This is a genomic window from Citrifermentans bremense R1 (assembly GCF_000426865.1).
Lineage (GTDB): Bacteria > Desulfobacterota > Desulfuromonadia > Geobacterales > Geobacteraceae > Geomonas > Geomonas bremensis.
This window is the reverse complement of record NZ_AUGE01000014.1, coordinates 13,549-38,938: the sequence shown is the minus strand read 5'-3', so window position 1 is coordinate 38,938 and position 25,390 is coordinate 13,549. Positions and strand designations below refer to the sequence as shown.

Sequence of the window (25,390 nt, the reverse complement as noted above, 5' to 3'; positions counted from 1 at the left end):
AGAGCGGGGCTTTTGCCGCAATGTCAAAGAGGGTTAACTTGACAAACTGGATGCGCCGACATATAGTCAGGCCTCTAATTTTTGTGTGACACTGCTAATCTGGAGGGCGAATCATGAAGCCGCTATTTCTTAACCCGCCGACCTTCGAGGACTTCGACGGGGGGGCCGGTGCGCGTTACCAAGCCTCCCGCGAGGTTACCTCCTTCTGGTTTCCCGGCTGGCTTACCTATCCCGCAGGGATGATCCCCGGAGCCCGGGTCGTGGATGCCCCGGTGCAGCGGCTCGATCTCGATGCCTGCCTGAAGATCGCCAAAGAGTTCGACATGGTGGTGATGTACACCTCCACCCCGACGCTCGCCATCGACGTAGAAACCGCCCGCCGCGTCAAGGCCCAGAACCCAGCCACCGTCACCGTGCTGACCGGCCCCCACGTGAGCGTCCTCCCCGAGGAGTCGCTTCGCTTCGCCGCCGGCGCCGTCGACATAGTCTGCCGCGGCGAGTTCGACTACTCCACCAAGGAGCTCTGCGAAGGAAAGCCTTGGTTGGAGGTGGAGGGCATCAGCTTTCTGCAGGACGGCAAGGTGGTGCACACCAAGGACCGCCCCCCCATCGCCGATCTCGACAGCCTCCCCTTCGCAAGCCAGGTCTACCATCGCGACCTTCCCATCGAGGAGTACGTCATCCCGCATTTCCGGCACCCGTACGTCTCCATCTACGCCTCCCGCGGCTGCCCCTCGCGCTGCATCTACTGCCTGTGGCCCCAGACCTTCTCCGGGCGGACCCTGAGGAAGAGGAGCCCGCAGAACGTGTACGAAGAGGTGTGCTGGATCAAGGAGAACCTCCCCCAGGTGAAGGAGATCTCCTTCGACGACGACACCTTCACCGCCGATCGCGAGCACGCAAAGGCGATCGCCCGGGCCATCAAGCCGCTCAACGTCTCCTGGGTGATCAACGCCCGGGCCAACTGCGACTACGAGACGCTCAAGGAGTTGCGCGACGCCGGGATGCACCACGTGGTGGTCGGCTACGAGACGGGGAACGAGCAGATCCTGAAGAACATCAAGAAAGGGGTCACCAAGGCGCAGGCCATCGAGTTCACCCGGAACTGCCACAAGCTCGGCCTTACCATACATGGCGCTTTCGTGCTGGGGCTTCCCGGGGAGACCAGGGAGACCATCAAGGAGACCATCGCCTACGCCATAGATCTCAACCTCACCTCGATCCAGGTCTCGCTCGCCTCCCCCTATCCCGGTACCGAGTTCTACGATATGGCGCTCAAGGAGGGGTGGATCGCCTCGGACAGCTTCCTGGATGCCAGCGGGCACCAGAAATGCGTCATCAACTACCCCGACCTCTCCAATAAGGAGATCTTCGACGCCGTCGAACTCTTCTACAACAAGTTCTATTTCCGCCCCCGTTACATCGCGCGCAGCCTCTTCAGCATGCTGGTTGACTCCGCCCAGCGCAAGAAGCTTCTCAAGGAGGGGGCGCAGTACCTAAGCTACATGAGAAAGCGCAAGCAGACCTGCGCCTAGGGAGTCGATGAAAGAGCTAGTGATCAACGCCGACGACTTCGGCCTTTCCAGGGGCGCCAACCACGGCGTATTCCGGGGTTGGGAGGACGGGGTACTGACCAGCGCCTCGCTCATGGTCGGGGGGGACGCCTTCGAGGAGGCTGTGGCGTACGCGCGCGCCAATCCCCTTCTGCAGGTCGGGCTGCACCTGACCCTGGTGCAGGGAAGCGGCGTGCTGACGCAACACGGACTGCCGCCGTTGACCGACGCAAGCGGCTACTTCGGAGACGACCCGGTGCTGGCGGGGATGCGTTTTTTCTTCCTGAAGCCCTTGAGAAAGAAGCTGCACCAGGAGATCGAGGCGCAGATCCGGAAGTGCCTCGATGCCGGGCTTGAGCTCTCCCACATCGACGGGCACCTGAACATCCACATGCACCCGGTGGTGTTCGACATCCTTTGCGAGCTGATGCCGCGCTATGGCATCAAAAGCTTCCGGCTCACCCGCGAGAACTTGGCTGCGAACCTCGCCCAGGACCGAAAGAGGATCGTCGGGAAATGCGCCGACGCCTTCATCTTCGCCTCGCTCGCCAAGCGCTGCCGCCCGATGCTCGACCGGCTCGGTATCCGGTACGCCGCCGAGGTGAAGGGGCTGCTTAATTCGGGGCGGATGACGGAACAGTACCTGCTGCGGGCGCTGGAGGGCGTGGGGGACGGTCTCACCGAGATCTACTTCCATCCCGGCCGCCGTCCCTGCGAGACGCTGGAGCGCCGGATGCCGGATTACCTGCACGACCAGGAACTGGCCGCTTTGACCAGCCCGAAAACGGCGCAGAAGCTGGCCCAGTTGGGGATACGGCTCAGAAATTACCGCGGAGAGGAAAAGACGTATGCTTAAGACCGTTGTGGTCATGCTGATGGCGGTCACCGCCGGAACCATCGGGGACGTGCTGCTCGCCAGCGGCATGAAAGAGCTGGGCGATCTCTCCACTATGAATTTCAGGGGGATACTGAAAGTCTCCCAGCAGGCGCTGACCACGCCGAAACTGGTGCTGGGAACCGCGATGCTCGCCATCTTCTTCTTTCTGTGGCTCGCGGTCCTCTCCTGGGAAGACCTATCCGTGGCGCTGCCGATGCAGGCCTTGAACTACATACTGGTGGCCTTTTTGTCTCAGTACTTCCTGCACGAGATAGTGAGCCCCATGCGCTGGGCCGGGACCATCCTGGTGGCGGTCGGCGTTATAATGATAACCAAGAGTTCCGGCGCCTAATCTTCTTTTAAGACGGTCATAGAAGAAGCGCCGGCCGTGGGCAGCTGTGTAACATTAGATAAAACCTAGGCTTTTTCCCTTGAAAAATAATTCCAAGTGGATATAAGCTGTAGTCATGAAAATTTTCGTCCTCATTATACTGGCCGCTTTACTCATTCCCCTGCATGCTTTTCCCGCCTCAGCCTTCAGCAACAACGAGAAGCTGGTCTACGACGTAAGTTGGACCGGCTTGAAGGCCGCCACCTCCGTACACGAGGTTTCCACCAAAGGAAACGAGATGCACATCGTTTCCACCACGCGCTCGAACTCCTGGATCGACACCTTCTTCAAGGTCGACGACCGCGCCGAATCCGTGATCATCCGCGGCAGCGGCGACCGCTTCGGGACCCCGAAGTACTCCCGCAACAAGATCCAGGAGGGGAGCCACCGCAGGTTGAAAGAGGCCTACTTCGACCCGCAGGAGTTAAAGGTGGAGTCGCGCAACCTTTTGGAGAAGTCCAAGCATGTGGACAAGATCAGCGCCAATACCTTTGATTCCCTTTCCTGCGTCTACTACGTCAGGACCCTGGAGCTGGTCCCCGGGAGGTCCGTCTACGTCGACATTTACGACTTCAACACGCTCTGGAATACCGAAGTGAAGGTGCTGAGGCGCGAGGAAATCAGCACCCCGCTGGGCAGGTTCAAGACCATCGTGGTGAAGCCGATTATGAAGGCCGAAGGTTATTTTTCCCGTACCGGCGACGTCACCGTCTGGCTTACCGACGATTCCCTGCGCATCCCGGTGAAGATGACCACCAAGGTGAAGATCGGCAAAATCACCGCCACCATTTCCGGCGGCAGTTACTGGCCCGCCAACGGCGACCGCACCGCCAGCAACTAGGCGCGCTAACCACATTCCGCGACTGACAAAAAGAAGGGGCCGGCAAGGCAGCTAAAAGCTGACCCGCCGGCCCCTTTCCGTTTGGGCCTTCGGTAGAGCGCCCCTCCAAAGGGGCTGGTTTTCGTTGTCAATTGTCAATCGTCAATTGTCAATTGGTTTCCTAGAACTCCGCGTGTCTCGGCGTCCTGGGGAAAGGGATCACGTCCCTGATGTTCTCCATCCCGGTCAGGTACATGATCAGCCTTTCGAAGCCGAGGCCGAAGCCTGCGTGCGGGGTCGAGCCCCAGCGCCTGGTGTCGAGGTACCAGGAAAGCGAATCCGGCTCGATCCCCACCTCCCTCATCCGCCCTATCAGCGGCTCTAACCGCTCCTCGCGCTGGCTCCCCCCGATGATCTCTCCCACCTTGGGGACCAGGAGGTCCATGGCGGCGACGGTCCTGCCGTCGTCGTTGAGCCTCATGTAAAACGCCTTGATGTCCTTGGGGTAGTTCATTATGAAGACCGGGCCGCCGACCACCTGCTCGGTCAGGTAGCGCTCGTGTTCGGACTGCAGGTCGAGCCCCCACTCCACGGGGAACTGGAAGGAGACCGGCGCCTTCTTGAGCCGCTCGATCGCCTCGCCGTAGTCCATCCTGGCGAAGGAGGCCTGCGCCACCCCCTCTATCCGCTCGACGAGCCCCTTGTCGATCTGCGCGTTGAAGAACCGCATGTCCTCGTCGCAGTTGTCCAGCGCGAAGCGGCAGAGCCTTTTCAGAAAGGCTTCGGCGAGGTCCGCGTCGTCGGAGAGGTCGGCGAAGGCCATCTCCGGCTCGATCATCCAGAACTCGGCCGCGTGCCGCGCCGTGTTGGAGTTTTCCGCGCGGAAGGTGGGGCCGAAGGTGTAGATGTCGGAGAAGGCCTGGGCGAAGAGTTCCCCCTCCAGTTGCCCGCTCACGGTAAGGCCGGTGGCTTTAGCGAAGAAGTCCTGCGCGAAGTCGATCTCACCCTCGAGCCGGGGCGGGTTGTCCAGGTCCAGCGTGGTCACGCGGAAGAGCTCTCCCGCCCCCTCGCAGTCGTTGGCGGTGATGATGGGGGTGTGCACGTAGAGAAAGCCGCGCTCGGCGAAGAAGCGGTGCACCTCCTGGGCCAGCGCCGAGCGGACGCGGAACACGGCGCCGAAGGTGTTGCTGCGCATCCTCATGTGGGCTATGGTGCGCAGGTATTCGAAGCTGTGCCTTTTTTTCTGCATCGGGTATTCCTGGTCCGCCGCACCCACAACTTCCACCGAGAGCGCCTTGAGCTCCAGTTCCTGCCCCGCTGCCGGCGACTCCTGCAGCACGCCGGTCACGGTGAGCGCGCTTCCGGTGCCTAGCGCGGCAACCTCCGCATAGTTGGCAAGCTCCGGCTCGGCCACCACCTGTATCCCCGCCAGTGTCGATCCGTCGTTCAGGGAGATGAAGGTCACCCCCTTGCCGGTCCGCACCGTCCTCGCCCACCCCTTGAGCAGTAAAGCCTCGCCCGGCCGTCCCTCGCTCAGTGCCTGTTTTACCCTGGTTCTCGCTGTCATGTGAGCCGCTCCGCTGGTAGATATTAATGACCATTTATAGCATACAGGTCGGGCCACAGCAAAAGCATAGTTGACAATCCACCCGGGGTTCGTATAGGTTTGCTCCCTATGATGAAGAGTATTTTCGCCCTATTGCTCTGCCTGTTCCTGATGGCGCCGGCCGCTTCCGGCAAAGAGCCCGGTTTCGGTGGCGTCGGTATCGACGGCGTCCCCAGGGCCGACGGCACCATCGTGGTGAGGCAGCTGGTGGCTGGCGGGCCGGCGCATCTGGCCGGAATCAAGGCGGGGGACGTGATAACCCAGGTGGACGGGACGCCGACCCTCGGGAGCGACTTCAAGTTCATCGTCGAACGCAGGCTGCGCGGGCGGGCCGGAAGCGCCGTGCTCATCCTGGTGCGGCGGCCGGGGAATCCGAAGACGCTCAGTTTCAACATGGTGCGGCGGCAGTTGAAGCTCGATGGGTCCGGTAAAAAGGGCGCCCAAAAGGGGGAGTGACATGCGTAGATTCATGACAGCAGCAACGGCGTTTTTCCTTCTACTTCCGCTTTCGGGCCTGGCCGCGGGGCAGATGCCGCAGAGCCCGCTGGGCCAGCACGCTCCGGCGCAGAAGTATCCCAAGGTAGTACTGTTCTCGACCTCGTGGTGTCCGCACTGCAAGGCCGCGAAGGAATTTTTCACCCGTAACGACATCCCCTTCATCAACCGCGACGTCGAACTCGACAGCGATGCGATGGAACTTTTGACCGGGAAGTACAAAAGCCAGGGAGTGCCGGTCATCGTGATTGGGGATGATGCCCAGGTGCTGAAGGGATTCGACGAGGGGCGGGTGCGAAAGGCCTTGGATCAATACCGGAAGAAGTAACCTGGCGGGCAGCATGATAGGCACACGAAGGGGGGCGCGAATGCGCTCCCTTTTTTTATCCCTGCACTTCGGCCTCTTCGGCCAGAACCTCCAGAAGGACCTCCACCAGGCGCGGCGCCAGGTGGTTTCCCTTCATCTCGTTCATGGTCCGGATCGTCTCGTCACGGGTGAATCCCCTGCGGTAGGGGCGGTCCATGGTCAGGGCGTCGCAGATGTCGGCGGTGGCCACTATCTGCGCCTCGATCGGTATCCGGTCTCCGTCCAGCTTCTGTGGGTACCCCCTGCCGTCGTAACGTTCGTGGTGGTAAAGGACGATGTTCTGCACCGTCTTCGATAGGTTCGCCTTGCGCACCACCTCGCATCCCCATTCCGGGTGCTTCATCACGACCTGGAACTCCTCGTCGGTCAGGCCGCGCTCCGCGTTCAGTATCGCCTCAGGCACCCCGATCTTGCCGCAGTCGTGCAACCAACTGCCGTACCTGATCTCCTGCTTTATCTCCTCGGACACCCCCAGCCGTTCTGCGATCTTGTTGGCCAGCGTTGCCACGCGGTCGCAGTGCCCCTTGGTGGAGGCATCCTTCAGCTCGATGGTCTGTGCCAGCGAGAACAGGATGAACTCGTCCTCGCGCTTGAGCGACTGCAGCACGCGGTACCTGCGGATGCCGTCTTTCACCGCACGCAGCATATCCGCCTTCTTCCACGGCTTGAGCACGAAACGGAAGACTTCGCCGCTGTTGATGGCGGCCAGCGTGGTGGAGAGGTCGGCGCTTCCGGTCATCATGATCTTCACCGTGTGCGGCGAGACCTCCTTGATCTTTGACAGCAGTTCTATGCCTCGCATCCCGGGCATCTCGTTGTCCGAAATGACTACGGCGACATTCTGCTCCTCGACGATCTTCAGCGCTTCCAGTGCGGACGCGGCAGTCAGTACGTTGAGCCCCCTGTTCTCGAAGACCCCTCTGGTGTAGGCCAGGTAGCTTCTCTCGTCATCGACGAAAAGGATGGTTTCGCGTTCTTGTTTGTTGGGCATTGGTTCATCTCCGGCAGGCACAGTTCATTAAGCAGTGTGCCTGGTACTTATCGGCAGAAGTTCCCATGAGAAAAGGAAAAAATTTTGAGGCTGGCGAACTCGGCGATACTTCAGCGGGAAGCTGCGCTTGGCGCCGCTTGACACGCTAGGCAAGAGCGGTACCATGCATCGGGGAGTTGTAATTAAAACGACGCCGAATTTGTTTTCTTAATTTCTCGATCTTCGGGAAGACCTGGCAAAGGGGGAGACCATGCTGATAACGAAGACCTGGTACACCATCTCGGAAGCGGCCCAGAAATTCGGGGTGGAAGAGGATCGGCTCAGGGTGTGGATCGACGAGGGGGTGATCCGGACCGAGGAGGAAAACGGGGTGGTCCGGGTAAACGGGGACGACTTGGAACTGAAGATCGAGGAACTGACCGGGATATAGCCATTAAAAATGGAAAAAGCCCTGCTGGCCCTTAAGCTCATGGGCGTGCTGCCGATATAGTTCCTGTGCCCACCAACGCAGGGGGGCAAAGGTAACAACGGAGGTGGCGTCATGGGGGAGATGTACGTACCCGTCAGCATAGAAAGCATCCAGGCCGATCTCTTCCCGGATGTGGCCCTTTACATCAGAAGTGGCGAAAAATACATCCTTTATAAGAGCCATGGCCGCAATTTCACCGCCAGTGACCAGGAACGGCTCATGGAAAACAAGGTGGAGTTCCTCTTCGTGAGTCCGGCCGACCTGGAGGTGATCACGACCTTCATGGAGAACAATGCCGAGCGCGTGTTGAAGGACGACACGCTGCAGGCTAAGACCAAAGGAAAGATCATCTACCAGACCTCCATCAACTTCGTGGGGGACATCTTCGAACACCCAGAGAAGGTCTCCGATTTTTCCCGTAGCAAGCGACTGGTGGAAAACCTGCTGCAGTATCTGGCCAGCGACCGCGATTCCTTCAATTCCCTGGAAAGCGTGATGGCCCACAACTACTACACCTTCGTGCACAGCCTGCAGGTGACAGCGCTGTCGGTGCTGCTGCATGCGGAGGCCTACCTTCTGTCCCACGACGAGATGCTCGACGTCGGTATCGGGACTCTCCTGCACGATTTCGGCAAAGTATTCGTTGCGCCAGCGATCCTGAACAACGAAGGGAAGCTCTCCAAGGCCGAGGTCGAGGAATACCGCAAGCATCCGGAAGAGGGATACCAGTACCTCAAGAAAAACACCAGGCTTTCCGAGATCTCGCTCGGAGTCGTGCGCTCTCATCACGAGCGCAACAACGGCAACGGGTATCCCCAGGGGCTGAAAGGGCCGGCCATCTCCCGCAGCGCGCAAGTCGCCGCCATCTGCGACGTCTACTGCACCTTAACCATCGACCGTGCCTGCCGCAAGGCCCTCAGTTCCGCCATTGCCGTCTCCATCATGAAGCAGGAGATGAAGGGATCGTTCAACGAGCGGTTGCTCGATGTACTGGAAGGGATCGTCTGCACCGAAAACCCGGCGCAGTTCTTGTGAACCAATTGACAATTGACAATGGACAATTGACAACGAAGACACACCAAAGACACAGCGAGCAGTATCCAGTCTGATTTAGGAGTTGAGGTGCTGAAAAAAAAGGGAAGGACCTTGCTCTAGTTCTGTACCAGCGCATTTAGTTGTCAATTATCAATTGTCAATTGTCAATTGGTTTAAGACGAATACCAGCATCAATTGTCAATTGCGAACCGTCAATTGCCAATTGAACCTCAGGAGGTTGCCTTGAGCAGTATCACGTTCGAAGAGATCATGTTCACCATCATGTCCGCCACGCAGGATACCTTCAAGAGCTACATGAACACCGACATCTTCGCGGGGAAGGTGGAAAAGAAGATAAACCCGCTGCACAGCGACGTGGTCGGCATCGTCGGGGTCGCCGGAGACCGGGTCGGCTACATCCTCTTCGCCACCGAGAAAGGGCCCGCCGAGCAGATAGCGAAGGAACTCATGATGATGGACGAGGCGGACGACGAATCGATCAACGACGCGGTGGGCGAGGTGGTCAACAACATCGCCGGCGTGTTCAAGACCAAGTACCACGAGCAGTACGGCAGCGTGGCGCTGGGACTTCCCCTCGTACTCTCCGGCCGCCTGAGGCCGATCACCGACCCTCCCGAGCAGGCGGCTAGCGACGGGAGCATGGTGGTTCAATGCAAGGGGGTAACCATCCCCTTCACCACCATGGACGGCAGGCTCACCTTCCGGGTCATGGTCTACATGTAAAGGCAGGGGCTGGGGGCTAGGGGGTGGAAAAACCATACGGCCACCGGTTCCTATTTATACGGCTCCTCCGCTACTCCTCCAACGGAAAAAGCCCCCGCTGCCTTGACGGCAACGGGGGCTTTTTTCTTTTCGCTGTTACAGCTTGGGGCCGTAGCCTAGGCGCGAAGGCGCCTAGATGCCCAGCTGCTTGAAGAAGTCGTTCCCCTTGTCGTCCACCAGGATGAACGCCGGGAAGTCCTCAACCTCTATCTTCCAGACCGCCTCCATTCCGAGTTCGGGGAAGTCGATGCACTCGACCTTCTTGATGTTCTCTTCGGCCAGGATGGCAGCCGGGCCGCCGATGGAGCCCAGGTAGAAGCCGCCGTGCTTCTTGCAGGCGTCGGTGACCTGCTGGGAGCGGTTCCCCTTGGCGATCATGATCATGGAGCCGCCGTTTTCCTGCAGGAGGTCGACGTAGGAGTCCATGCGGCCGGCGGTGGTGGGGCCGAAGGAGCCGGAGGGCTTCCCTTTCGGGGTCTTTGCCGGGCCTGCGTAGTAGATCGGGTGGTTCTTCAGATACTCGGGAAGCGGCTTGCCGGAGTCGAGTATCTCCTTGAACTTGGCGTGGGCGATGTCGCGGCCGACCACGATGGTTCCGGAGAGGAGCAGCGGGGTGGAGACCGGGTGCTTGGTCAACTCGGCAAGGACGTCCTTGAGCGGCTGGTTCAGGTTGATCCTGACGCCGTGCTCGTGCTTGCCGCGGAAACGCTCGGGGATCAGGCGGCCCGGGTTGTCGTCCATCTGCTCGACCCAGATCCCTTCCTTGTTGATCTTCGCCTTGATGTTGCGGTCAGCGGAGCAGGAGACCCCCATGCCGACCGGGCAGGAGGCGCCGTGGCGGGGCAGGCGGACGATGCGCACGTCGTGGGCGAAGTATTTGCCGCCGAACTGCGCGCCGATGCCGGATTCCTGGGCCGCCTTGAGGAGCTGCTGCTCGAGATCGACGTCGCGGAACGCCTGGCCGCCGTCGTTGCCGGAGGTGGGGAGGGCGTCCAGGTATTTGGCGCTGGCGAGCTTCACGGTCTTCAGGCACGCCTCGGCGGAGGTGCCGCCGATGGCGAAGGCCAGGTGGTACGGCGGGCAGGCCGCGGTCCCGAGGGTCTTCATCTTGGCGACCAGAAACTTGATCAGGCTGTCCGGGTTAAGGAGCGCCTTGGTCTCCTGGTAGAGATAGGTCTTGTTGGCGGAGCCACCCCCCTTGGCCATGAAAAGGAACTTGTACTCGGCCCCTTTGGTCGCGTAGACGTCGATCTGGGCCGGGAGGTTGGTGCCGGTGTTGATCTCCTTGTACATGTCCAGAGCCACGGTCTGGGAGTAGCGCAGGTTCTCCTCGGTGTAGGTCTTGTAGACCCCCTTGGAGAGGTACTCCTCGTCGTTGGCGCCGGTCCAGACCTGCTGCCCTTTTTTGCCCATGACGATGGCGGTGCCGGTGTCCTGGCAGATGGGGAGTTCGAGCTGCGCTGCGACCTCTGCGTTTCTCAGGAAGGCGAGGGCGACACCCTTGTCGTTTTGGGAGGCTTCCGGGTCGGCGAGGATCTTGGCTACCTGCTCATTGTGCTCCGGGCGCAGCATGAAGGAGAGGTCCTTCATGGCGGCGTTGGCCGCGATGGTAAGCGCCTCGGGCGCCACCTTGAGGATCTCTTGCCCCTCGAAGTTGGACACCGACACGTACTGCTTGGAATCCGGGATCAGGCGGTACTTGGTGCTGTCCGGCCCTAGCGGGAAGGCTTCCTGGTACTTGAACTCTGGAGTTGCCATCGATTCTCTTCTCCTTTTGCTGGGATGATGGTGACAGTCTGCTCTATCGGCTCCTGCCGGGACTGAAGGCAGGAAAAATTTGTATACAGTATCCCGGAATATATTGCAAAAGGCTCACTTTGTCGAGAGGGAATTGAAGCCAAGCGCGCCCCTGGAACAGAAAAGCCCCCCTGCCGGGCGGAGGGGGGCTTTCATGAACTGCGGCGGGAGGCGGAGCTCTCCGTCTACTTGGGAGAGCCGAACACCTTCATGGTACGGGGCGGGGTGATGCGGTACTCAATCCTCCCTCCGGTCCCGACCGGGACCTTGGGGAGGGCAGGCGAGACCACGGTCGGGTCGACGGCGATCCCGTTCAGGACGAAATACACCATCTGCCTCTGCATGTGCCTGAGCGTCTCCGGTGAGCCGGCGAGGTCGATGAAGGAGCCGTGCTTGGCGTCCGGCTGGTCGAACTGGAAGTACCCTTCGCGGGGGGCGGTCGCCGTCGCGCTCCCGGCGGCAGGCGCTACCTTGGGGACCGGCAGGCCGCCGGCGAGGGTTATCATGAAGGGGGCGGGGACCCGCCCGGAGAGGTAGCTCAACTGGTCGAAGCCCGGTGCCGTCGCCCGCGCCTCCGGGGTTCCCAGCACCTCGCGCCCCCCAAGCGCGTTGCCGAGATAGCGCGTGCTGGAGTTGGGGATGACTATGTCGCCGTTAGTAGGGCGGCCTGAGGCGTCGAAGCTCGTGCTGGTCGCCTCCTGCATCAGGACCCTTCCGGAGAGGCGCGACGGCAGCGGAGTCCCCGTCGCTAGGTTGGGAAGCGGCGTGGTCATGGTGGCCGGGTCGGCCGGGTCGACAACCGACTGGGTGAGCTGGAAGAACTGGTGGTAGAGCGGCGTCCCCGGCTCGATGCCGTGAGCCGCGAGCCCGGCGACGATTCCCGGGCCGAAGTAGGGGCTGTCCCTCAAGAGGTAGGCGACGCGGCCGCCGGGGCCGTTCAGGAGCCCCTTCATGTCGGCGTCGAGCGTCGCCTGGGTGTAGGGAGGGGTGCCTGGCGCTGCCGGCAAGGTGGTGTTCCCGGCGAGGTAGTAGGCGCCGACGATGGCGCCCAGGCTCATGCCGACGAACTTAGGTTTCACGAGCGGGTTGGGGGCATTGGCACCGAGCGCCGCGAACCCCTGCGAGGCGAGCGCCGGGTCGAAGGAGGGGGTGGCAGCCACCAGTTCTAACCGGTGCAGGTTCAAGGCCGCCTGCTGTATGTTGGTACGGGTGGCAAGCGGCGCGCCGAGCGCTATGAAGTCCTCCCCCCATGCTGTGCCGGTCGTGTGCCCCGGAAGGGCGAGTGCGCCATGCAGCGGGAGGTCGATGGCGACCACGGCGAAACCCGCCCCGGTGAGGCTCCCGGCCAGGGCGATGACGTCCTCCTTGTGACGGTTGATGCCTGGCTGGTAGATGGCGAGCGGCCATCCCCCTGCGGGGGGAGCGCCGGCCGGTGCTATGTACACGAAGGGGATCTGGCGCTCTGAATGGTAGAAGCCGGTGAGCCTGTGCGTCGCCGGATCCCTGAACGGCTGCAGCACGGCGCTGGCCGCGCTGTAGCGCCCGAAGGGGAGGTTGAGGTTCATGGTGGTACTCCTGCGCGCGACCGTAGGGCTCACCGAGATATCGGCGCTGGTGAAGCTGCCGGTCGCGACGGCGCCGACGCTCGCCGGGGGGGAGGCGCTGAGACCTGTCCCCGCCAGCACAGCTGACCAGTAACCCTGCGGGGTAAGGCCGGCTGGGGTGGTCACGGTGACCGAGTTTAGGCCGGCGCCGATCCAGCTCTTGCCGGGAAGCCCTGCGGGCACCCCGCTCCCCGCGGCGAAGGCGCGCAAGGCGCTCTCCACCGGGACGATGCTTGCCAACGGCGCTGCCGGGTCCGTGGCGATGAACTGCGCGGCGGTGGTATTGAAGCGCCCGATCAGCGCGACCTGGTCCCGGCTCGACACACTCGTTTGAGCCGGGGCGGCGGTGAGATCGTCAAGGACCTTCCGATATCCGGAGAAGACGACGTTTCCGGCCTGGTCGGTGCGGTTGGCGCGGATCGCCTCCAGCGGCTGGAACGGCCCTGCCAGCGGAAGGGAGGACTTGAGGGCTGCGAAGTAGACCGAACTGCTCACCGCGCCGCCGGTCGAGGCGTCCCGCACCCGGTCGGAGACCAGGTAGAGGTAGCGGGTGGCCGGAAGCAGGGGGGACCTCGGGAATAAAGAGACGTCGCTGCTGCCGGGGGTGTAGCTCAGGCTGAAGTTGCCGGTGACATCGGCGAAGCGCAACGGCTGGTTCTCCGTCGCATCGGGTGCGGGGGTGTCGGCTTGGATCCGGAACACCTTGATGTTGTCGCCGGTGACGCTGGCTGGGACCAGGGGACTGGCGAACCGGATGTAGATCGGGGCGTTGACGCCGGCGACGGCCCCGCTGCCGCCGACTTCGTAGATGTTGACGTAGGCCAGCGCCTCCAGCGGACTCATGGGCGTGTTGGGGGGGCGCAGCCCGACGTTGCCGGTAACCGGGTCCGTGTACTGGGTGAGGGGGTCCTTGGCGTTCGCGGTGGCGAGGACGTTGGGGAGCGGGATAGTGCCGCTGGCGGGGTCGAAGAGGGCGGTGTTGGGGCTCGCCTCCTGGGAGACCGCGCCGTCGTAACCGCACCCGGCGAGCGCCAGGAGCAGGATGATGCAGCAAAGCACGCGTTGCGTCTGCCTGGTCATATGACCTCCTCGTCTGGCGTCAGAACTTGAAGTTAAGGTTTGCCGCCAGCAGGTAGGCGTCGCTTTTGAAGGTGCCGTTGGACCCGCGCAGTGCCGCCATGTCCTGGTTGTTGACCGTGCGGTCCACGAAGTGCACCCACATGTAAGCCAGGTCGAGGGTGCCCATGCTGTGATGAATGCCGGCACCGACGGCGAAGCTGTGGCGGTCGGCGTCGGGGAGCAGCGGGTCGAGGGTGGCGTTGGGAACGGGGGTGTTGTCGAAGGAGTAGCCGGCGCGCAGGTCGAGGACGTTGTTCAAGGAGTATTGCCCGCCGAACTTGTAGGCCCAGACGTCGCGCCAGTCTCTCGGGTCCGGGCGGTTGTTGAAGGCGGCAAATTCGGGCGAGTCGAATTCGATCAGCAATTGGTCGAAGCTGCTCCAGCCGGTCCGGGTGGCGTCGAACTCGAGGGTGAGTTTTTCCGTGGGGCGCCAAGCGATGCCGAGGTCCAGGGTGTCGGGGAGGACGATCCGCGTCGAGGCGGCGCTGATGGCGCGGGCCCTGGTGTAGGGGAAGGGGGCGGCCGCCGTTAAGCCTATGGCACCAAGCCCCGTAGGGGTGGTGGCGAGGAAGTTGGCGTCGCCGTTTACGTCGAGGGTGATCCGGCTCCGGTAGGCGACGCCGAAGCTGTACTGCGGCCGCGGTTTCCAGAGGATCCCGAGGTTGTACCCGACGCCGGTCGCTGTCCCGTCGAGCCCCAGCGAGCCGAGCTCGTAGGCGCCAAAGGGAGGAGCCGGCGCGGTCGGATCAATCGCCGGGGCATAGGTCATCTTCTGCAGCGACACTACAGCGTAGGTGACGTCGAGAGCACCGGCGACGGCCAGCTTCAGGTCGTCGAAGCGGTACGCAACCGTTGGCTGAAAGTTGATCGGTTTGATTGAGGCAGTCTGCACCTGATTCCTGAAGACGCTGGAGTCGTCCCAGCTCTTCGCTAGGGGGTACATGGCGTTGATGCCCAGGCCGAAAGAAAGCGGCAAGCGATCCATGCTGTAGGTGGCGTAGAGGGTCGGCGCCACGACGATATCCCTTCTGGACTTCTCCGTCACGTGGGTAGTCCCTGTGTCCAGTGGAGGTGTGCCGCTTAGTGGCGTGGTGCCGTGAAACTCGGTCTGGGGCACCAGTATCACCAGCGAGCCCAAGTTCGCCTGCGCGCCGCGCTGAAACGAGATCCCTGCCGGGTTGAAGTACAGCGCGCTCGGGTCGTCCGCCTGCGCCGCGAAGGCGTTTCCCATCGCCATCGCCTTGGCCCCCTGCTCGCTCACCTTGAACCCTGCCGCATGGCAGATGCCGGCCGCCCCCAATAAGGCGCAGGCCGCGCCCGCATAGCACACAGATCTTATCATTAGATTCTCCTTGACGACCACATGACGGAGCCCACATCGCTGCTTCGGGAAAGTGGAACAATAAAGCCCAGTTGCACATGAGGCATGGTGCAGTTCTCAGCAGGGGGAATTACATGTGAAGCACCGGCTGTCGATAATAATTAGCATTTGCCAATGCTACAGCCGCCTGTGGTGAAGTCAAGAGAGACGCCGGTGCCCGCGGAGTGCCTAAAGCCACCGCCTGACTCGGCTCATGGTAAGTTGTAGATCAGTGCACCGTCTTCTCCCGGACCATGCGGCCGAGCATCTGGCGCAGTTCGTCTTCCTCGACGAAGCTGAACAGGTCGCTCCTGCCGAAGGCGACCTCGACGCACCCGCGTCTTTTTTTCAGGGTGACGTCCACCTCGTGGACACCGTTGCCGAGGAGCCCGTAGTAGACCTGGTCCAGTCCGTTGCGGCTCCGGAATGCCTCTTTCCCTCTCATCTCGAAATACACAGCCTGGTCCAGCGCGTCATTGGTAAGGTAGATCATGGTGCACCTCCTCGTTTTTCTATATCAAACCATGAGGTGGTGACAGATAACGTCGCACGTCTTGGAAGAGGCTACCCCTATTCCCTGACCCCCGCTGGGGGAGGAGAAAATCTTGACAATTGCGCGCCCGGATTGTACGCCTATGTCCTTGAACAACGCGGAGGGGGTGGGGTATGGACGGAGATCGCATTAAATGGGACCAGCGTTACCGCGACGTCGAGCGCTTCTTTTCCCTCGGTCCGTCGAGGTTTCTCGCCGATTCACTGGCGCGGGTATTTTCCCTGGTCCGGGGGAGGAGGGCGCTGGACCTTGCCTGCGGCGAAGGGCGCAACAGCATCTATCTGGCGCAGCAAGGCTTCGAGGTGAGCGGCGTGGACATTTCGCCGGTGGGGCTTGAACGGGGGAAGAGGAGGGCGGCGGAACTGGGCGTCCCGGTGGAGTTCATCGAGGCCGACCTGGATCAATGGCGCCCGCAGGAAAGCTACGACCTGATCCTCAACTTCAACTTCCTGATGCGCGACCTGATCCCGGCTTTGATCGAGGCGCTCTCGCCGGGCGGGGTAGTGCTGATGGAGACCATCCTGGACGCGCCGGGCCTGCAAGGGGAGCACCGGAGGGATTACCTGCTGCAACCGGGGGAGTTGGGGAACATCTTCGAGGCATTCGACGGGAAGGTGCTGCTTCTGGAAGAGGACGGCGCTGAGGAGACCCCCGTGGCGCGGGTGCTGTTTCAAAAACGGCTGTAAAAAAGGGTTGAGGGGGAGCATGCTGCTCCCGATCTCAACCCATGGAACGATTATCTAGTTAACTATTATCTACTTCGTGCCGACGTAGACGGTGGCGATGCCGCCGGTCAGGTCGAAGTGCCGCACGTCCTTGAACCCCACCTGAGTCATCATCCCTTTGAACACCTCCCTGGAGGGGAACTCCAGGACGGAATCAGGCAGGTATTGGTAGGCGCTGAACCTGGAGAAGGCGCCGCCGATCTTCGGAAGCACCTTCAGGAAGTAGAAGTGGTAAAGATCCTTGAACACGGGGAGGGTGGGGGTGGAGAACTCCAGGATGACGATCTTGCCGTCGTTTTTCAGCACCCGGTGCATCTCGGCGAGTCCCTTGATCCGGTCCACCACGTTTCTGATCCCGAAGGATATGGTGGCTGCGTCGAAGCTCCCGTCGTCGAAGGGGATCTCTTCGCAGGGTGCCACCTGCAGCGTAATGCGGTCGGAATGGCGCGAATCCTTTACCTTCACGCTTCCCAGTTCGATCATCTCGGGGGTGAAGTCGATGCCGACGATGCTGACCGAGGCGGGGGTCTGCGAAGCGATCTCCAGCGCCACGTCCCCGGTGCCGGTGGCGACGTCGAGCACGCGCCCGGACCCGTTAAGCCCGATCTTCTTCACGGCGAAGCGGCGCCAGCGGCGGTCGATACCCAGGGAAAGAAGCCTGTTCAAAAGATCGTAGCGCGGGGCGATGCTCCCGAACATGGCGCGTATACGTTCACCCTTTTCCGACAATGCGTACATATTTTCCTACCTTTTTAGCGCGTGAAATGCTATAAATTTTAGCCCCTTCCCCTAGCGGACAGGGTTAGCGAGCTTTGATTTTTAACATAAAGCGCCCCCTCTTGCCAGTAAAAAGCGGCCTCCCTCTTCCACGGATTCTCTGCAAATGCGGTTTCCGGACAGAGCCGGCACGCCGCCTGCCCCAGCAGGGCAGCTCACTCCCCGGCGTCATCTCCTCAAGGAGGAAACTGTTGCTCCCGCATTTTCGGCCCCAGGACATCGCAGACATCCTCATCATGACCTTCCTGGTCTACCAGCTTTACAGCTGGTTCAAGAACTCGAAGGCGCTCCAGGTCGTATTGGGGCTGCTGTTTTTAGGGGTGATCTACTTCATCACCAAGAACCTCGGGCTCTTCATGACTAGCTGGATCCTGCAGGAACTGGGAACCGTGCTGCTGGTACTCTTGATCGTGGTGTTCCAGGCGGAGATCCGTCAGGCCCTTTACCGGCTGAGCCTGTTGCGCAACTTCTTCGACCGCGAGGAGAGCGCCTTGCGCATCGACCTCCTGGAGTTCTCGGCCACCGTCTTCTCCCTGGCCTCGCAGCGCATCGGAGCGCTGATCGTTTTCCAGCGCGAGGAACTGCTGGACGACCATATCCTGCACGGTGTCCCCTTGGACTCCCTGGTGAGCGGTTCGCTGATGACCAGCATCTTCATACCCTCCTCGCCGCTGCATGACGGCGCAGTGCTGATCAAGGACGGCAGGGTCTCGCTCGCCTCCTGCCACCTGCCGCTGTCGGTGAGCGCGGACGTGCCGCAGCACCTGGGAACCAGGCATCGGGCCGCACTCGGGCTGTCGGAACGCTCCGACGCCGCGATCGTCGTGGTTTCCGAGGAGCGGGGGGAGGTCTCCCTTTCCCTTGCGGGCGAACTGCAGCCGATGGCCTCCGCCGCGCAGCTCCACGAAAAACTGACCTCGCTGCTGCAGCCCCTCTCCCCTGAGGAACAGAGGGTGGGACTCAAGTCCCGGCTCTTCGCCAACCTCTGGCCCAAGGTGGCCATCCTCTGCATGGTGGTTGTCTGCTGGCTGCTGATCACCTTCCGACAGGGGGAGATCCTGACCATAACGGCGCCGGTCACCTTCCACAACCTCCCCGATGCGCTCACTTTGACTCGCAGCTATCCGGACCAGGTCGATCTGCAGCTCAAGTCGTTTTCGAACCTCGTCTCCCCGAAACAGCTCGACATCGTGGTGGATCTCGACCTTTCCAAGGTCAAGGAAGGGAACAACAACATCCAGATCAGCAAGGAGCTGATCAAGCTTCCGCCGGGGGTCGTGGTGGTCAACATGGACCGCTCCCTGATCCGCGTTACGGCCGAGCGCAAGCCCTTGAGGGAGGAAAAGCGCCGTCGTTAAATAGCCGTATTCACTGACGCTTTGAAAAATATTTCCTAGCAATACGATCATTAGGTTGACAGGACGCAACATTTGTTATATAAATTTGAGGCCTTGCGGTATTTTCTAAAACGATGAAGGAGGATTCATGATAAAATGCGTCAAGCTAATAGCCTTATGCCTTCTCATGCTCTCCGTCCCTTCGCTCGCCTTCGCTGCCAAGACCCATCGCGTTAAAAAGCACGAAACCCTATATTCCCTCGCAAAAAAGTATCATGTCACCGTTGAAGAACTGAAGGCTGCGAACAACCTGGTCGGCAACAGCGTGAAGCCGCGCGTAGTCCTGGTTATCCCCGCCCGCTCCGTTTCCGAGGGAAGAAACGAGGCGGCGTCGAGCGATGCGACGTACAAGGTGAAGAAAAGCGAAAGCCTCTCCCGTATCTCGAAGAAGACCGGCATTTCCGTGGCGGAGCTGAAGCGCCTGAACGGACTCAGCAGCAGCCGGGTCAAGGCCGGGAAGGTGCTGGTTCTCAAGGAGAGAGCTCCTGCCGACGAGCCGAAGGTCAAGGTGGTCAAAAAGCTGCAACTGCGCCATGGCGACCTTTTCAACGAGAAAGATTACGAGCAGAGCCTTCAGGAATTGACCGCTCTCGAACCTGAGCAGCAGGTGGATCTTGCCAAGAATGCCGAACTCAAGGTGGACAACCTCAAGGAACTGAAGAAATCCGCCTACGGCTTCCTGGGGACCCGCTACCGCTTCGGCGGGAGTTCCCGCTCCGGCATCGACTGTTCCAGTTTCGTGCAGCACGTGTTCCGCGACCTCGAGGTCTCCCTGCCGCGCACCGCTCGCGAGCAGTTCGAGGTGGGGAATGCAGTGGCGCCGGGCGACCTGCAGAAGGGGGACCTGATCTTCTTCGCCACCTACGCCTCCTACCCGTCCCACGTAGGGATCTACCTGGGCAACAACAAGATGATCCATGCCTCCTCGCGCGACCGCAGGGTGGTCATTTCCTCGCTCAATACCTCCTACTACCGTTCCCGCTTTCTGGGTGCCAAAAGGATCGCCAAGGTGAATCCGGAAGTATTCCAACTGGACGACCTGATCCTGGGGGTCGAGGAGGAGAGCCCGGAGGAGATGCTGGAAAACGACTCGCTCGGGTTGACGAGCAGCAACTAGGCTAAACAGAAACCACAGAACTTCCGAATCCGGCCCTTAGGGCCGGATTTTTTTATGGGTGCAGCTTGAAGATCCTCCTTGCGTACAAATGCCATCCCGAAGGCGCTGAAGATCCTTTCACCTCTCTGTTGCCGGCAGGGCTTCTCTCCCTGCATGCCGTGCTGCTTCGGGCTGGGCACCAGGTCACCCTGGCCAACCTCTCCGGCTTCAGCTGGCGCGAGGTCCGGGCGCTTTTCAAGCGGCTGCGCCCCGAGGTCCTGGGGGTGTCGCAGTTCACCCACAACCGGGTGGAGTCGCTGCGCCTGGCCTCACTTGCCAAGGAGCTCGACCCGCGCTGCCTGGTGGCGCTCGGGGGACCGCACGCGACCCATTGCTGGCGCGAGCTCCTGGAGGGGCACCCCGAGGTCGACCTGGTGGTTCTCGGCGAGGGGGAGGCGACTGTTTGCGAACTGGTTGAGGCGAAGGCCCTCGGCACCCCCTGGGATAAGGTCGCCGGGCTCGCTTTTCGCGCCGCAGGAAAAGCAAGCCTCAGCGCGCCGCGGGCGCCCATTGCCGACCTGGACCTTCTTCCTCTGCCTGGAGAAGCCGAAGGGGAAAGCATAGGGGTCGATTTCCGGCGCCAGCTGGAGTTCGTCATCACCTCCCGCGGCTGCCCCGCCAGTTGCCTCTTCTGCTCCTCGCCGCTCTTTTGGGGGCGCGGCGTCCGCTTCCGCTCTCCCGAGTCGGTGGTGCGTGAGATCCGCTCCCTCAAGGAGCGCTACGGGCTGATCTACTTCTCCTTCCGCGACGATACCTTCACGGCCAACCGGGGGCGGGTGCTGGAGATCTGCCGCCTGCTCCGGCAGGAGCGGCTCCACGTCATGTGGAACTGCCAGTCCCGGGTGAACGCGGTGGACGAGGAGATGCTCATCGCCATGAAGCAAGCGGGCTGCGAGTGCATCCAGTTCGGCGTGGAGTCGGGATCGCCGCAGATGCTGAAGGCACTCGGCAAGAGGATCCTTCCCCCTGAAGTGGAGCGTGCAGCGGCGGCGGTGCGGCGCGCGGGCATCAACCTGTCGGTCTACCTGATCACGGGGATTCCTGGGGAAGGGGAGGAGGACCTGCGGCAGACCGTGCGGCTTATCGAGAGCATCCGCCCGCACGACGGGCAGGTCTCGCCGCTGGTGTACTACCCGGGTACCGAGCTTTTGGCCCGCGCGGTGCGGGAAGAGGGGGTGCCGTCCGACCTCTTCGAGGAGGAGCGTGGCGAGGGGTTCCTGGTGCGCCGGGACCCGTTCGTGGAGCGGTCGCGCCAGGCGATGCTGAAGGCGCTGGAGAAGGCGGGACGCAAAGCCGTGTTCACACAGGCTTCGTATGCGGCGCAGCGAGCCCTTTTGGGGTACTGCTTCGTGACCGAGATGCTTTGTGCCGAATCCCTGGAGCAGCAGGGGGACTGGGACGGGGCGCTCAGGTTATACCGCGGCATGGTGAAGGCCGAGCCCGACAACCCCTGGGGGTTGCTCCACCTCGGGGAGTTGCAGGCGCGGATGGGGGATCTGAAGGGGGCGTCCCGCTCCTACCAAAAGGCCTTGCAACTGGTGCCGCGGCACCTCCCAGCGTTGCAGGCGTTGGGAGAACTGGCCCTGGCGCAGGGGGATCGCCCCGGGGCTGCCCGTCACTTCGCCGAAGCGCTCAAGCTCGACCCCGCCGACCCCGCCGCGCTGGAAGGCGCGGCCGCAGCCGGCGCAGGCAGGGAGTAAAAGGGCAAGCGCGGGAAATAAAAAAGGCGCCTTCCTCTTAGGAGGGCGCCTTTTTTTATCACTGCTGCTGGGAAGCCTACTTGTTGACGGCGAGGCCCGGCGCGAAGATGATTTTGTCGAAGGTGCGCTTCAGAGTCTTGCTCTGGAAGTTGATCATCGGCGGGGAGTCCGGGAACTCAACGGTGTCGCCGACTTTCACCGGGGTCTGCATTGCGGCAACCCACAGTTTCTGGCCGTTTTCTTCGATCTGCACGTAGGTGTACCCGCCGGAGTCCATGGTCTCGAGGACCTTCCCTTTGTGCCCTGCGCCCGGCTTTATTTCCTGGGGCTTAAGGCCTGCGTGGGGATCGCCGCCAGGTGCTGCTGCGGGCATCTGGCCTGCGGGTGCTGCCGCGGGAGCGGTGGTCTGGGGTGCTTCTTCTTTCTTCTTGCAGCCGACTGCTGCCACAGCAACGATTGCCAACAGTACCAAAGTCTTCTTCACAGTCTTCCTCCGTGTTGGATTATATTAAGCTTCCGAACGACGAGGCAAAATAGCACAACCTTAGCCGATATTACAACTAAAAAAGGTGTAGACGGTCGAGGGGCTTGAGCAGGCTATCTTCCTATCACCACCTCTCCGGTGTCCGTGATGAGCCGGGCCGGGAGTTCGAAAACCCTCTTGAAGATGTTGAATACCCCCTTGGCCAGCGACTTTACCGGAACCGCGGTAACCTGGGGGTCGTCGATGCGCCCTTTGGCCTCGAAGTAGGTGGTGATCAGCGACTTGTCCTTGCCGGTCAGCACCCACCCCACGATCGGTATCTTGCTCACTACCTTGTCCACAGTCTGCAGCGGCTGCACCCCGATGTTCAGATCCAGCTCGTTTTTGACCAGGTTCAGCCTTCCCACCGCCGAGATGTTCATGGCGTTGCTGTCCAGGAAGAGGTTTTCCGTAGAGGCGATGCCATCCTTAAAGGTGAAGTCGCCGGTTATCTTGTTAAAGGGCATTCCGCCCGACACCATGTCGGGCAAATGGAACTTGAAGAGCTGCGAGACGTTCAGGATGGAGAAGACCTTGGAGAGGGTCGAAAACTTCCTGATGCTGCCGCGCTCCACCTTGAGCTTCAGGTTCCCCTGCGCGCTCCTCTTCCATTCGGCGGAGGTGTCGCCCCTCCCGGCGAGCTCACCCGAGAGCGTCATCGCCCCGGTAATCTCCTGTTTTTTCACCCCCATGCTCCGCATCAGCCGGTCCGCGGAGACCTTCTGCACGTTGTAGCTAAGCGTGTGGCGCACCGGCAGCTGGTTGAAGTCGCTCTTGAGCCTCCCGGACACCTCCCCCTCGAAAGCGGCGAAGTCGAAGGGCTGCAGGTGCAGCACCTTATTTTCCAGCAGCACGCTGCAGCGCAGGTGCTGGAAGGGGAGGTCGCTGAATTTCCCTTCGCTCGCGGTTACGTGCGCCTTGAGCGTGACTCGGCTCTCGCCTTCGCCCGAGCCGCCAAAGAGCGGGAACAGGTCCTCGACCTCGAGGTGCTGCGAGCTAACCGACAGGTCCGCTACCGGGTTCTTGAGTTCCTTCACGCTTCCTTTCAGCGAAATAGGGCTCTTGCCGAGGGTCCCGGATAGGGCGGCGATCTGGAGGTTGTCGTTTTGGTAGGCGAGGGTCCCCTGCACGCGCTCCACCCGCACCGGGTTCTTTGCGGGGACCAGCCCCAGGTCGGACAGATCCAGAGAGGAGGAGCTGAAGGAGATGAGGAAGCTCGGATGGTCCAGCCCCGTCACGGTCCCTTTGCCGCTGATGCTCGACCCGCCGACCCTGAGCGAGAGTTGCGCACTCTCGAAACTCTCGCCGTTGATCCGGACGTTCCCGTTAACCCCGGAGACTGGCCGCACCTTGTCGCCTGCCTTCACCGAGACGTTGGCAAGCGCCGCGTTGCCGCTCCAGAAAAGCCGCTCCATGTCCGGGCCGGCCGCGTGCAACTGCAGCTGCACCAGGCCCGCCGGGCGGTAGTCGCGCACCATCGGCACCATGTAGCCGACCTCCCCGGACTGGAACTGGTTGCTCCTGATGTCGAAGCTGACCGGGCCGTCGTAGCGGCTGACGGCGGTCGCCGAGAGGGCTGCCGGGGCGAGCTGGTAGTTGAGCGCGGTGATCCGGAACTGCTCCTTGTCGAAGTTCATGGCGAAAGAGAGGGCGTTCGGGCGCGACACGGGCTTGGCCACTATGTCGTGGAAGGCGTAGGTGGCAGCGGTTAGGTTCGCGTCTCCGGAGAGCTTATAGAGGGCGGTGGTTCCTTCTCCCTTGAGACTCAAGGTGGAACCGTCGGAGAAGGAGGTGAGCCCTTTTCCCAAAAGCCATACGGCCTCGGCCTTTTTGGGCTGGACCTTGGCGTTGAAGAGGTACTGGCAGGGGACCGTCAGGGGGTAGTCGGTGATGCGCCCTTCCAGGAGAAGCGGCGAGCTCCCGAAATTACCGCTCATCCCCTTCAGATGGAAGTCCTTGCCGGCCAGCTGCAACTCGCCGCGGATCCCGCTGAATACGGGGATGCCGGAGCCGTAATCCACCACCCCTTCCTGCACATGAGCCTTTATCGCGAGCACGTTGTAGTTCTGTCCCCGCTCCATGTGCAGGATCTGGCTCACCCGGCCGTCCAGGTGCCCCTGCTCCAGCCGGTATACCCCCCCCTTGATCTTCTGCTCGATGAAGAGCGAGGTGTCGTCGACGATGATGCCGTAGGGGATGTACTGGCGGAAGTCGCGCAGGTTGAAGCTGTTGCTGGACGCGTTGGCGGTGATGCGCAGGTCCCCCGAGTGGATGTCGGAAAGGCGCACCCCGCCGTTTACCTTGAACCCGTCCAGGTCGACCTTTACGTGTTCGATGTCGAGCTGGTTGGCGGTCAGGGTGAGCGCGCAGGAGCCCTTCAAAAGCCTCGGGGTAAGCCTTGCGTGGAACACCTGCGGGTAGTCGAGGTTGAGCCGGGTGATCCGGAACTCCGCCTTGCTCTTGAAGGCGTTCAGCCGTCCCTTGAAGGAGGCGTCGAGCGCCAGTTCGCCGGCGAGGCTTTTGAAGGGGACCCATTTGCTGTAGTAAGGCCAGAAGTGCCCGGCGTCCAGCGGGCCGGTAGCGACCTTGCCGTTCACCTCCATGTCGGAGAAGGGCGTCCCCGCCTCGGGGATCTTCGCGGAACCGGAGACGGAGACCGGGACCGGCCCCTTGGGCAAGCCAAGCGCTGCGGCCAGCTTGAAATCGCAGCTCTTCCCGCGCACCAGGCGGCTGAGGAAGAGGTCGGCATCGGAGAGTTCGGTGACTACGGGCTTGTCGGAGAAGGCGAAATCGGTGAAGCGGATCTGCCCCTTCTTCAGCTCCAGCCCCCTGATCCCGGGCGCTTCCCCGCCGGCAGAGGGGGTGAGGAGGTCGGCGATGTTGAACGCCCCCTGGCGGTCGCGCACGATTTTCAGCACCGGGCGCTCCAGTTGGAGGCGCGACACAACGAGCTCCTTGCGCAAAAGCGGGAGGATCGCGATGCGCACCGTGAGCCGGTCCGCGGTGATGAAGTCGCTGGATCCGTCCTTTTCCTTCACGGTGACGCCGGTGAAGGTGAAGGCGGGGGTGAGGCGGAGGGAGAATTCACCCGTCTGGTACTGCAGGTCCCGTTTCAGGGCGCTCTTCACCTGCGCCAGGATCTCCTGCTTATAGGTATCGAGGTCCAGGAGCCTGGGCAGGAGCGCTGCGGCGAGAACTGTCACGGTGAGTATGGTGGCCAGAGCGGGCAAGAGCCAGCTTCGTATTTTTTTCAGCAACATGGGTGTCCCGGGAACGGCTGAGAGGCAGATTA

The 25,390-nt window shown here is 61.7% G+C and carries 22 protein-coding genes; 13 read left to right on the top strand and 9 right to left on the bottom strand.

The window, feature by feature from the left end; translation table 11 throughout:
- The first annotated feature begins 113 nt into the window (after nt 1-113).
- From hpnJ to K419_RS0110260, 4 genes are all read left to right on the top strand, one after another.
- Nucleotides 114-1,535, top strand: a complete 1,422-nt coding sequence (gene hpnJ, locus K419_RS0110275) for a hopanoid biosynthesis associated radical SAM protein HpnJ (RefSeq protein WP_026841509.1) — start codon at nt 114-116, stop codon at nt 1,533-1,535.
- A gap of 7 nt (nt 1,536-1,542) precedes the next feature.
- Nucleotides 1,543-2,409, top strand: a complete 867-nt coding sequence (hpnK, locus tag K419_RS0110270; protein ID WP_026841508.1) for a hopanoid biosynthesis-associated protein HpnK — start codon at nt 1,543-1,545, stop codon at nt 2,407-2,409.
- A complete protein-coding gene (locus K419_RS0110265) occupies nt 2,402-2,782 on the top strand; it encodes an EamA family transporter (RefSeq protein WP_012529313.1) in 381 nt (126 codons plus the stop codon). The genes hpnK and K419_RS0110265 overlap by 8 nt, the downstream gene beginning before the upstream one ends.
- A 115-nt stretch (nt 2,783-2,897) precedes the next feature.
- The gene (locus tag K419_RS0110260) at nt 2,898-3,662 is read left to right on the top strand and encodes a DUF3108 domain-containing protein (RefSeq protein WP_026841507.1); all 765 of its coding nucleotides are present in this window, start codon (nt 2,898-2,900) and stop codon (nt 3,660-3,662) included.
- A gap of 160 nt (nt 3,663-3,822) precedes the next feature.
- Here K419_RS0110260 and asnS read toward each other — a convergent pair whose 3' ends face one another.
- The gene (gene asnS / locus K419_RS0110255) at nt 3,823-5,208 is read right to left on the bottom strand and encodes an asparagine--tRNA ligase (RefSeq protein WP_026841506.1); all 1,386 of its coding nucleotides are present in this window, start codon (nt 5,206-5,208) and stop codon (nt 3,823-3,825) included.
- Nucleotides 5,209-5,316: 108 nt separating this feature from the next.
- Here asnS and K419_RS0110250 point away from each other — a divergent pair, with 108 nt between their 5' ends.
- Entirely contained in the window at nt 5,317-5,703 is a 387-nt protein-coding gene (locus K419_RS0110250; protein WP_026841505.1) for a S41 family peptidase, read from the top strand.
- 1 nt (nt 5,704) lies between these two features.
- The gene (locus tag K419_RS0110245; RefSeq protein WP_026841504.1) at nt 5,705-6,070 is read left to right on the top strand and encodes a glutaredoxin domain-containing protein; all 366 of its coding nucleotides are present in this window, start codon (nt 5,705-5,707) and stop codon (nt 6,068-6,070) included.
- Nucleotides 6,071-6,125: 55 nt separating this feature from the next.
- On the opposite strand, the gene K419_RS0110240 is transcribed toward K419_RS0110245, so the two are convergent.
- The gene (locus K419_RS0110240; protein WP_026841503.1) at nt 6,126-7,100 is read right to left on the bottom strand and encodes an HD domain-containing phosphohydrolase; all 975 of its coding nucleotides are present in this window, start codon (nt 7,098-7,100) and stop codon (nt 6,126-6,128) included.
- 250 nt (nt 7,101-7,350) lie between these two features.
- On the opposite strand from K419_RS0110240, the gene K419_RS0110235 reads away from it, so the two are divergent.
- From K419_RS0110235 to K419_RS0110225, 3 genes are all read left to right on the top strand, one after another.
- On the top strand, nt 7,351-7,530 hold the full coding sequence (locus tag K419_RS0110235; protein ID WP_026841502.1) for a MerR family transcriptional regulator: 180 nt from the start codon (nt 7,351-7,353) through the stop codon (nt 7,528-7,530).
- Nucleotides 7,531-7,641: 111 nt separating this feature from the next.
- Nucleotides 7,642-8,604: an HD-GYP domain-containing protein gene (locus K419_RS0110230; protein ID WP_026841501.1), complete on the top strand. Its 963-nt coding sequence runs from the start codon at nt 7,642-7,644 to the stop codon at nt 8,602-8,604.
- A 243-nt stretch (nt 8,605-8,847) separates the two neighbouring features.
- The gene (locus tag K419_RS0110225) at nt 8,848-9,348 is read left to right on the top strand and encodes a chemotaxis protein CheX (protein ID WP_026841500.1); all 501 of its coding nucleotides are present in this window, start codon (nt 8,848-8,850) and stop codon (nt 9,346-9,348) included.
- 171 nt (nt 9,349-9,519) lie between these two features.
- Here the strand turns inward: K419_RS0110225 and K419_RS0110220 are convergent, their stop codons facing one another.
- From K419_RS0110220 to K419_RS0110205, 4 genes are all read right to left on the bottom strand, one after another.
- The gene (locus tag K419_RS0110220; RefSeq protein WP_026841499.1) at nt 9,520-11,145 is read right to left on the bottom strand and encodes a fumarate hydratase; all 1,626 of its coding nucleotides are present in this window, start codon (nt 11,143-11,145) and stop codon (nt 9,520-9,522) included.
- Nucleotides 11,146-11,369: 224 nt separating this feature from the next.
- Nucleotides 11,370-13,868 (bottom strand): alpha/beta hydrolase, encoded by a 2,499-nt coding sequence (locus K419_RS0110215; protein ID WP_026841498.1) that lies wholly within the window; start codon nt 13,866-13,868, stop codon nt 11,370-11,372.
- Between the two features lie 19 nt (nt 13,869-13,887).
- Entirely contained in the window at nt 13,888-15,249 is a 1,362-nt protein-coding gene (locus K419_RS0110210; RefSeq protein WP_026841497.1) for an OmpP1/FadL family transporter, read from the bottom strand.
- A gap of 247 nt (nt 15,250-15,496) precedes the next feature.
- The gene (locus K419_RS0110205) at nt 15,497-15,760 is read right to left on the bottom strand and encodes a hypothetical protein (protein WP_012529325.1); all 264 of its coding nucleotides are present in this window, start codon (nt 15,758-15,760) and stop codon (nt 15,497-15,499) included.
- A 173-nt stretch (nt 15,761-15,933) separates the two neighbouring features.
- Between K419_RS0110205 and K419_RS0110200 the strand changes: the two genes are divergently transcribed.
- Nucleotides 15,934-16,506, top strand: a complete 573-nt coding sequence (locus K419_RS0110200) for a class I SAM-dependent methyltransferase (protein ID WP_026841496.1) — start codon at nt 15,934-15,936, stop codon at nt 16,504-16,506.
- 69 nt (nt 16,507-16,575) lie between these two features.
- Here K419_RS0110200 and ubiE read toward each other — a convergent pair whose 3' ends face one another.
- Nucleotides 16,576-17,283 carry a bifunctional demethylmenaquinone methyltransferase/2-methoxy-6-polyprenyl-1,4-benzoquinol methylase UbiE gene (gene ubiE, locus K419_RS0110195; protein WP_026841495.1) on the bottom strand — a complete coding sequence of 236 codons (708 nt, stop codon included), beginning with the start codon at nt 17,281-17,283 and terminating at the stop codon, nt 16,576-16,578.
- A 230-nt stretch (nt 17,284-17,513) separates the two neighbouring features.
- On the opposite strand from ubiE, the gene cdaA reads away from it, so the two are divergent.
- From cdaA to K419_RS0110180, 3 genes are all read left to right on the top strand, one after another.
- The gene (gene cdaA, locus K419_RS0110190; protein WP_026841494.1) at nt 17,514-18,680 is read left to right on the top strand and encodes a diadenylate cyclase CdaA; all 1,167 of its coding nucleotides are present in this window, start codon (nt 17,514-17,516) and stop codon (nt 18,678-18,680) included.
- 127 nt (nt 18,681-18,807) lie between these two features.
- Nucleotides 18,808-19,836: a C40 family peptidase gene (locus tag K419_RS0110185; protein ID WP_026841493.1), complete on the top strand. Its 1,029-nt coding sequence runs from the start codon at nt 18,808-18,810 to the stop codon at nt 19,834-19,836.
- A 65-nt stretch (nt 19,837-19,901) separates the two neighbouring features.
- Nucleotides 19,902-21,575 carry a B12-binding domain-containing radical SAM protein gene (locus K419_RS0110180; protein ID WP_026841492.1) on the top strand — a complete coding sequence of 558 codons (1,674 nt, stop codon included), beginning with the start codon at nt 19,902-19,904 and terminating at the stop codon, nt 21,573-21,575.
- Between the two features lie 76 nt (nt 21,576-21,651).
- On the opposite strand, the gene K419_RS0110175 is transcribed toward K419_RS0110180, so the two are convergent.
- A complete protein-coding gene (locus K419_RS0110175; RefSeq protein ID WP_012529331.1) occupies nt 21,652-22,059 on the bottom strand; it encodes a hypothetical protein in 408 nt (135 codons plus the stop codon).
- A gap of 113 nt (nt 22,060-22,172) precedes the next feature.
- On the bottom strand, nt 22,173-25,358 hold the full coding sequence (locus K419_RS0110170) for a YhdP family protein (RefSeq protein ID WP_026841491.1): 3,186 nt from the start codon (nt 25,356-25,358) through the stop codon (nt 22,173-22,175).
- Between the last annotated feature and the right edge of the window lie 32 nt (nt 25,359-25,390).

Excerpts from the sequence above, each read along its gene's own strand:
- K419_RS0110265 (WP_012529313.1), top strand. The coding sequence starts at position 2,402 with ATGCTTAAGACCGTTGTGGTCATGCTGATGGCGGTCACCGCCGGAACC.
- K419_RS0110250 (WP_026841505.1), top strand. The coding sequence starts at position 5,317 with ATGATGAAGAGTATTTTCGCCCTATTGCTCTGCCTGTTCCTGATGGCG.
- asnS (WP_026841506.1), bottom strand. The coding sequence starts at position 5,208 with ATGACAGCGAGAACCAGGGTAAAACAGGCACTGAGCGAGGGACGGCCG.
- K419_RS0110205 (WP_012529325.1), bottom strand. The coding sequence starts at position 15,760 with ATGATCTACCTTACCAATGACGCGCTGGACCAGGCTGTGTATTTCGAG.
- K419_RS0110220 (WP_026841499.1), bottom strand. The coding sequence starts at position 11,145 with ATGGCAACTCCAGAGTTCAAGTACCAGGAAGCCTTCCCGCTAGGGCCG.
- K419_RS0110240 (WP_026841503.1), bottom strand. The coding sequence starts at position 7,100 with ATGCCCAACAAACAAGAACGCGAAACCATCCTTTTCGTCGATGACGAG.
- K419_RS0110235 (WP_026841502.1), top strand. The coding sequence starts at position 7,351 with ATGCTGATAACGAAGACCTGGTACACCATCTCGGAAGCGGCCCAGAAA.
- hpnK (WP_026841508.1), top strand. The coding sequence starts at position 1,543 with ATGAAAGAGCTAGTGATCAACGCCGACGACTTCGGCCTTTCCAGGGGC.
- K419_RS0110215 (WP_026841498.1), bottom strand. The coding sequence starts at position 13,868 with ATGACCAGGCAGACGCAACGCGTGCTTTGCTGCATCATCCTGCTCCTG.
- K419_RS0110245 (WP_026841504.1), top strand. The coding sequence starts at position 5,705 with ATGCGTAGATTCATGACAGCAGCAACGGCGTTTTTCCTTCTACTTCCG.
- K419_RS0110185 (WP_026841493.1), top strand. The coding sequence starts at position 18,808 with ATGATAAAATGCGTCAAGCTAATAGCCTTATGCCTTCTCATGCTCTCC.
- ubiE (WP_026841495.1), bottom strand. The coding sequence starts at position 17,283 with ATGTACGCATTGTCGGAAAAGGGTGAACGTATACGCGCCATGTTCGGG.
- K419_RS0110230 (WP_026841501.1), top strand. The coding sequence starts at position 7,642 with ATGGGGGAGATGTACGTACCCGTCAGCATAGAAAGCATCCAGGCCGAT.
- K419_RS0110200 (WP_026841496.1), top strand. The coding sequence starts at position 15,934 with ATGGACGGAGATCGCATTAAATGGGACCAGCGTTACCGCGACGTCGAG.
- hpnJ (WP_026841509.1), top strand. The coding sequence starts at position 114 with ATGAAGCCGCTATTTCTTAACCCGCCGACCTTCGAGGACTTCGACGGG.
- K419_RS0110210 (WP_026841497.1), bottom strand. The coding sequence starts at position 15,249 with ATGATAAGATCTGTGTGCTATGCGGGCGCGGCCTGCGCCTTATTGGGG.
- K419_RS0110260 (WP_026841507.1), top strand. The coding sequence starts at position 2,898 with ATGAAAATTTTCGTCCTCATTATACTGGCCGCTTTACTCATTCCCCTG.
- K419_RS0110170 (WP_026841491.1), bottom strand. The coding sequence starts at position 25,358 with ATGTTGCTGAAAAAAATACGAAGCTGGCTCTTGCCCGCTCTGGCCACC.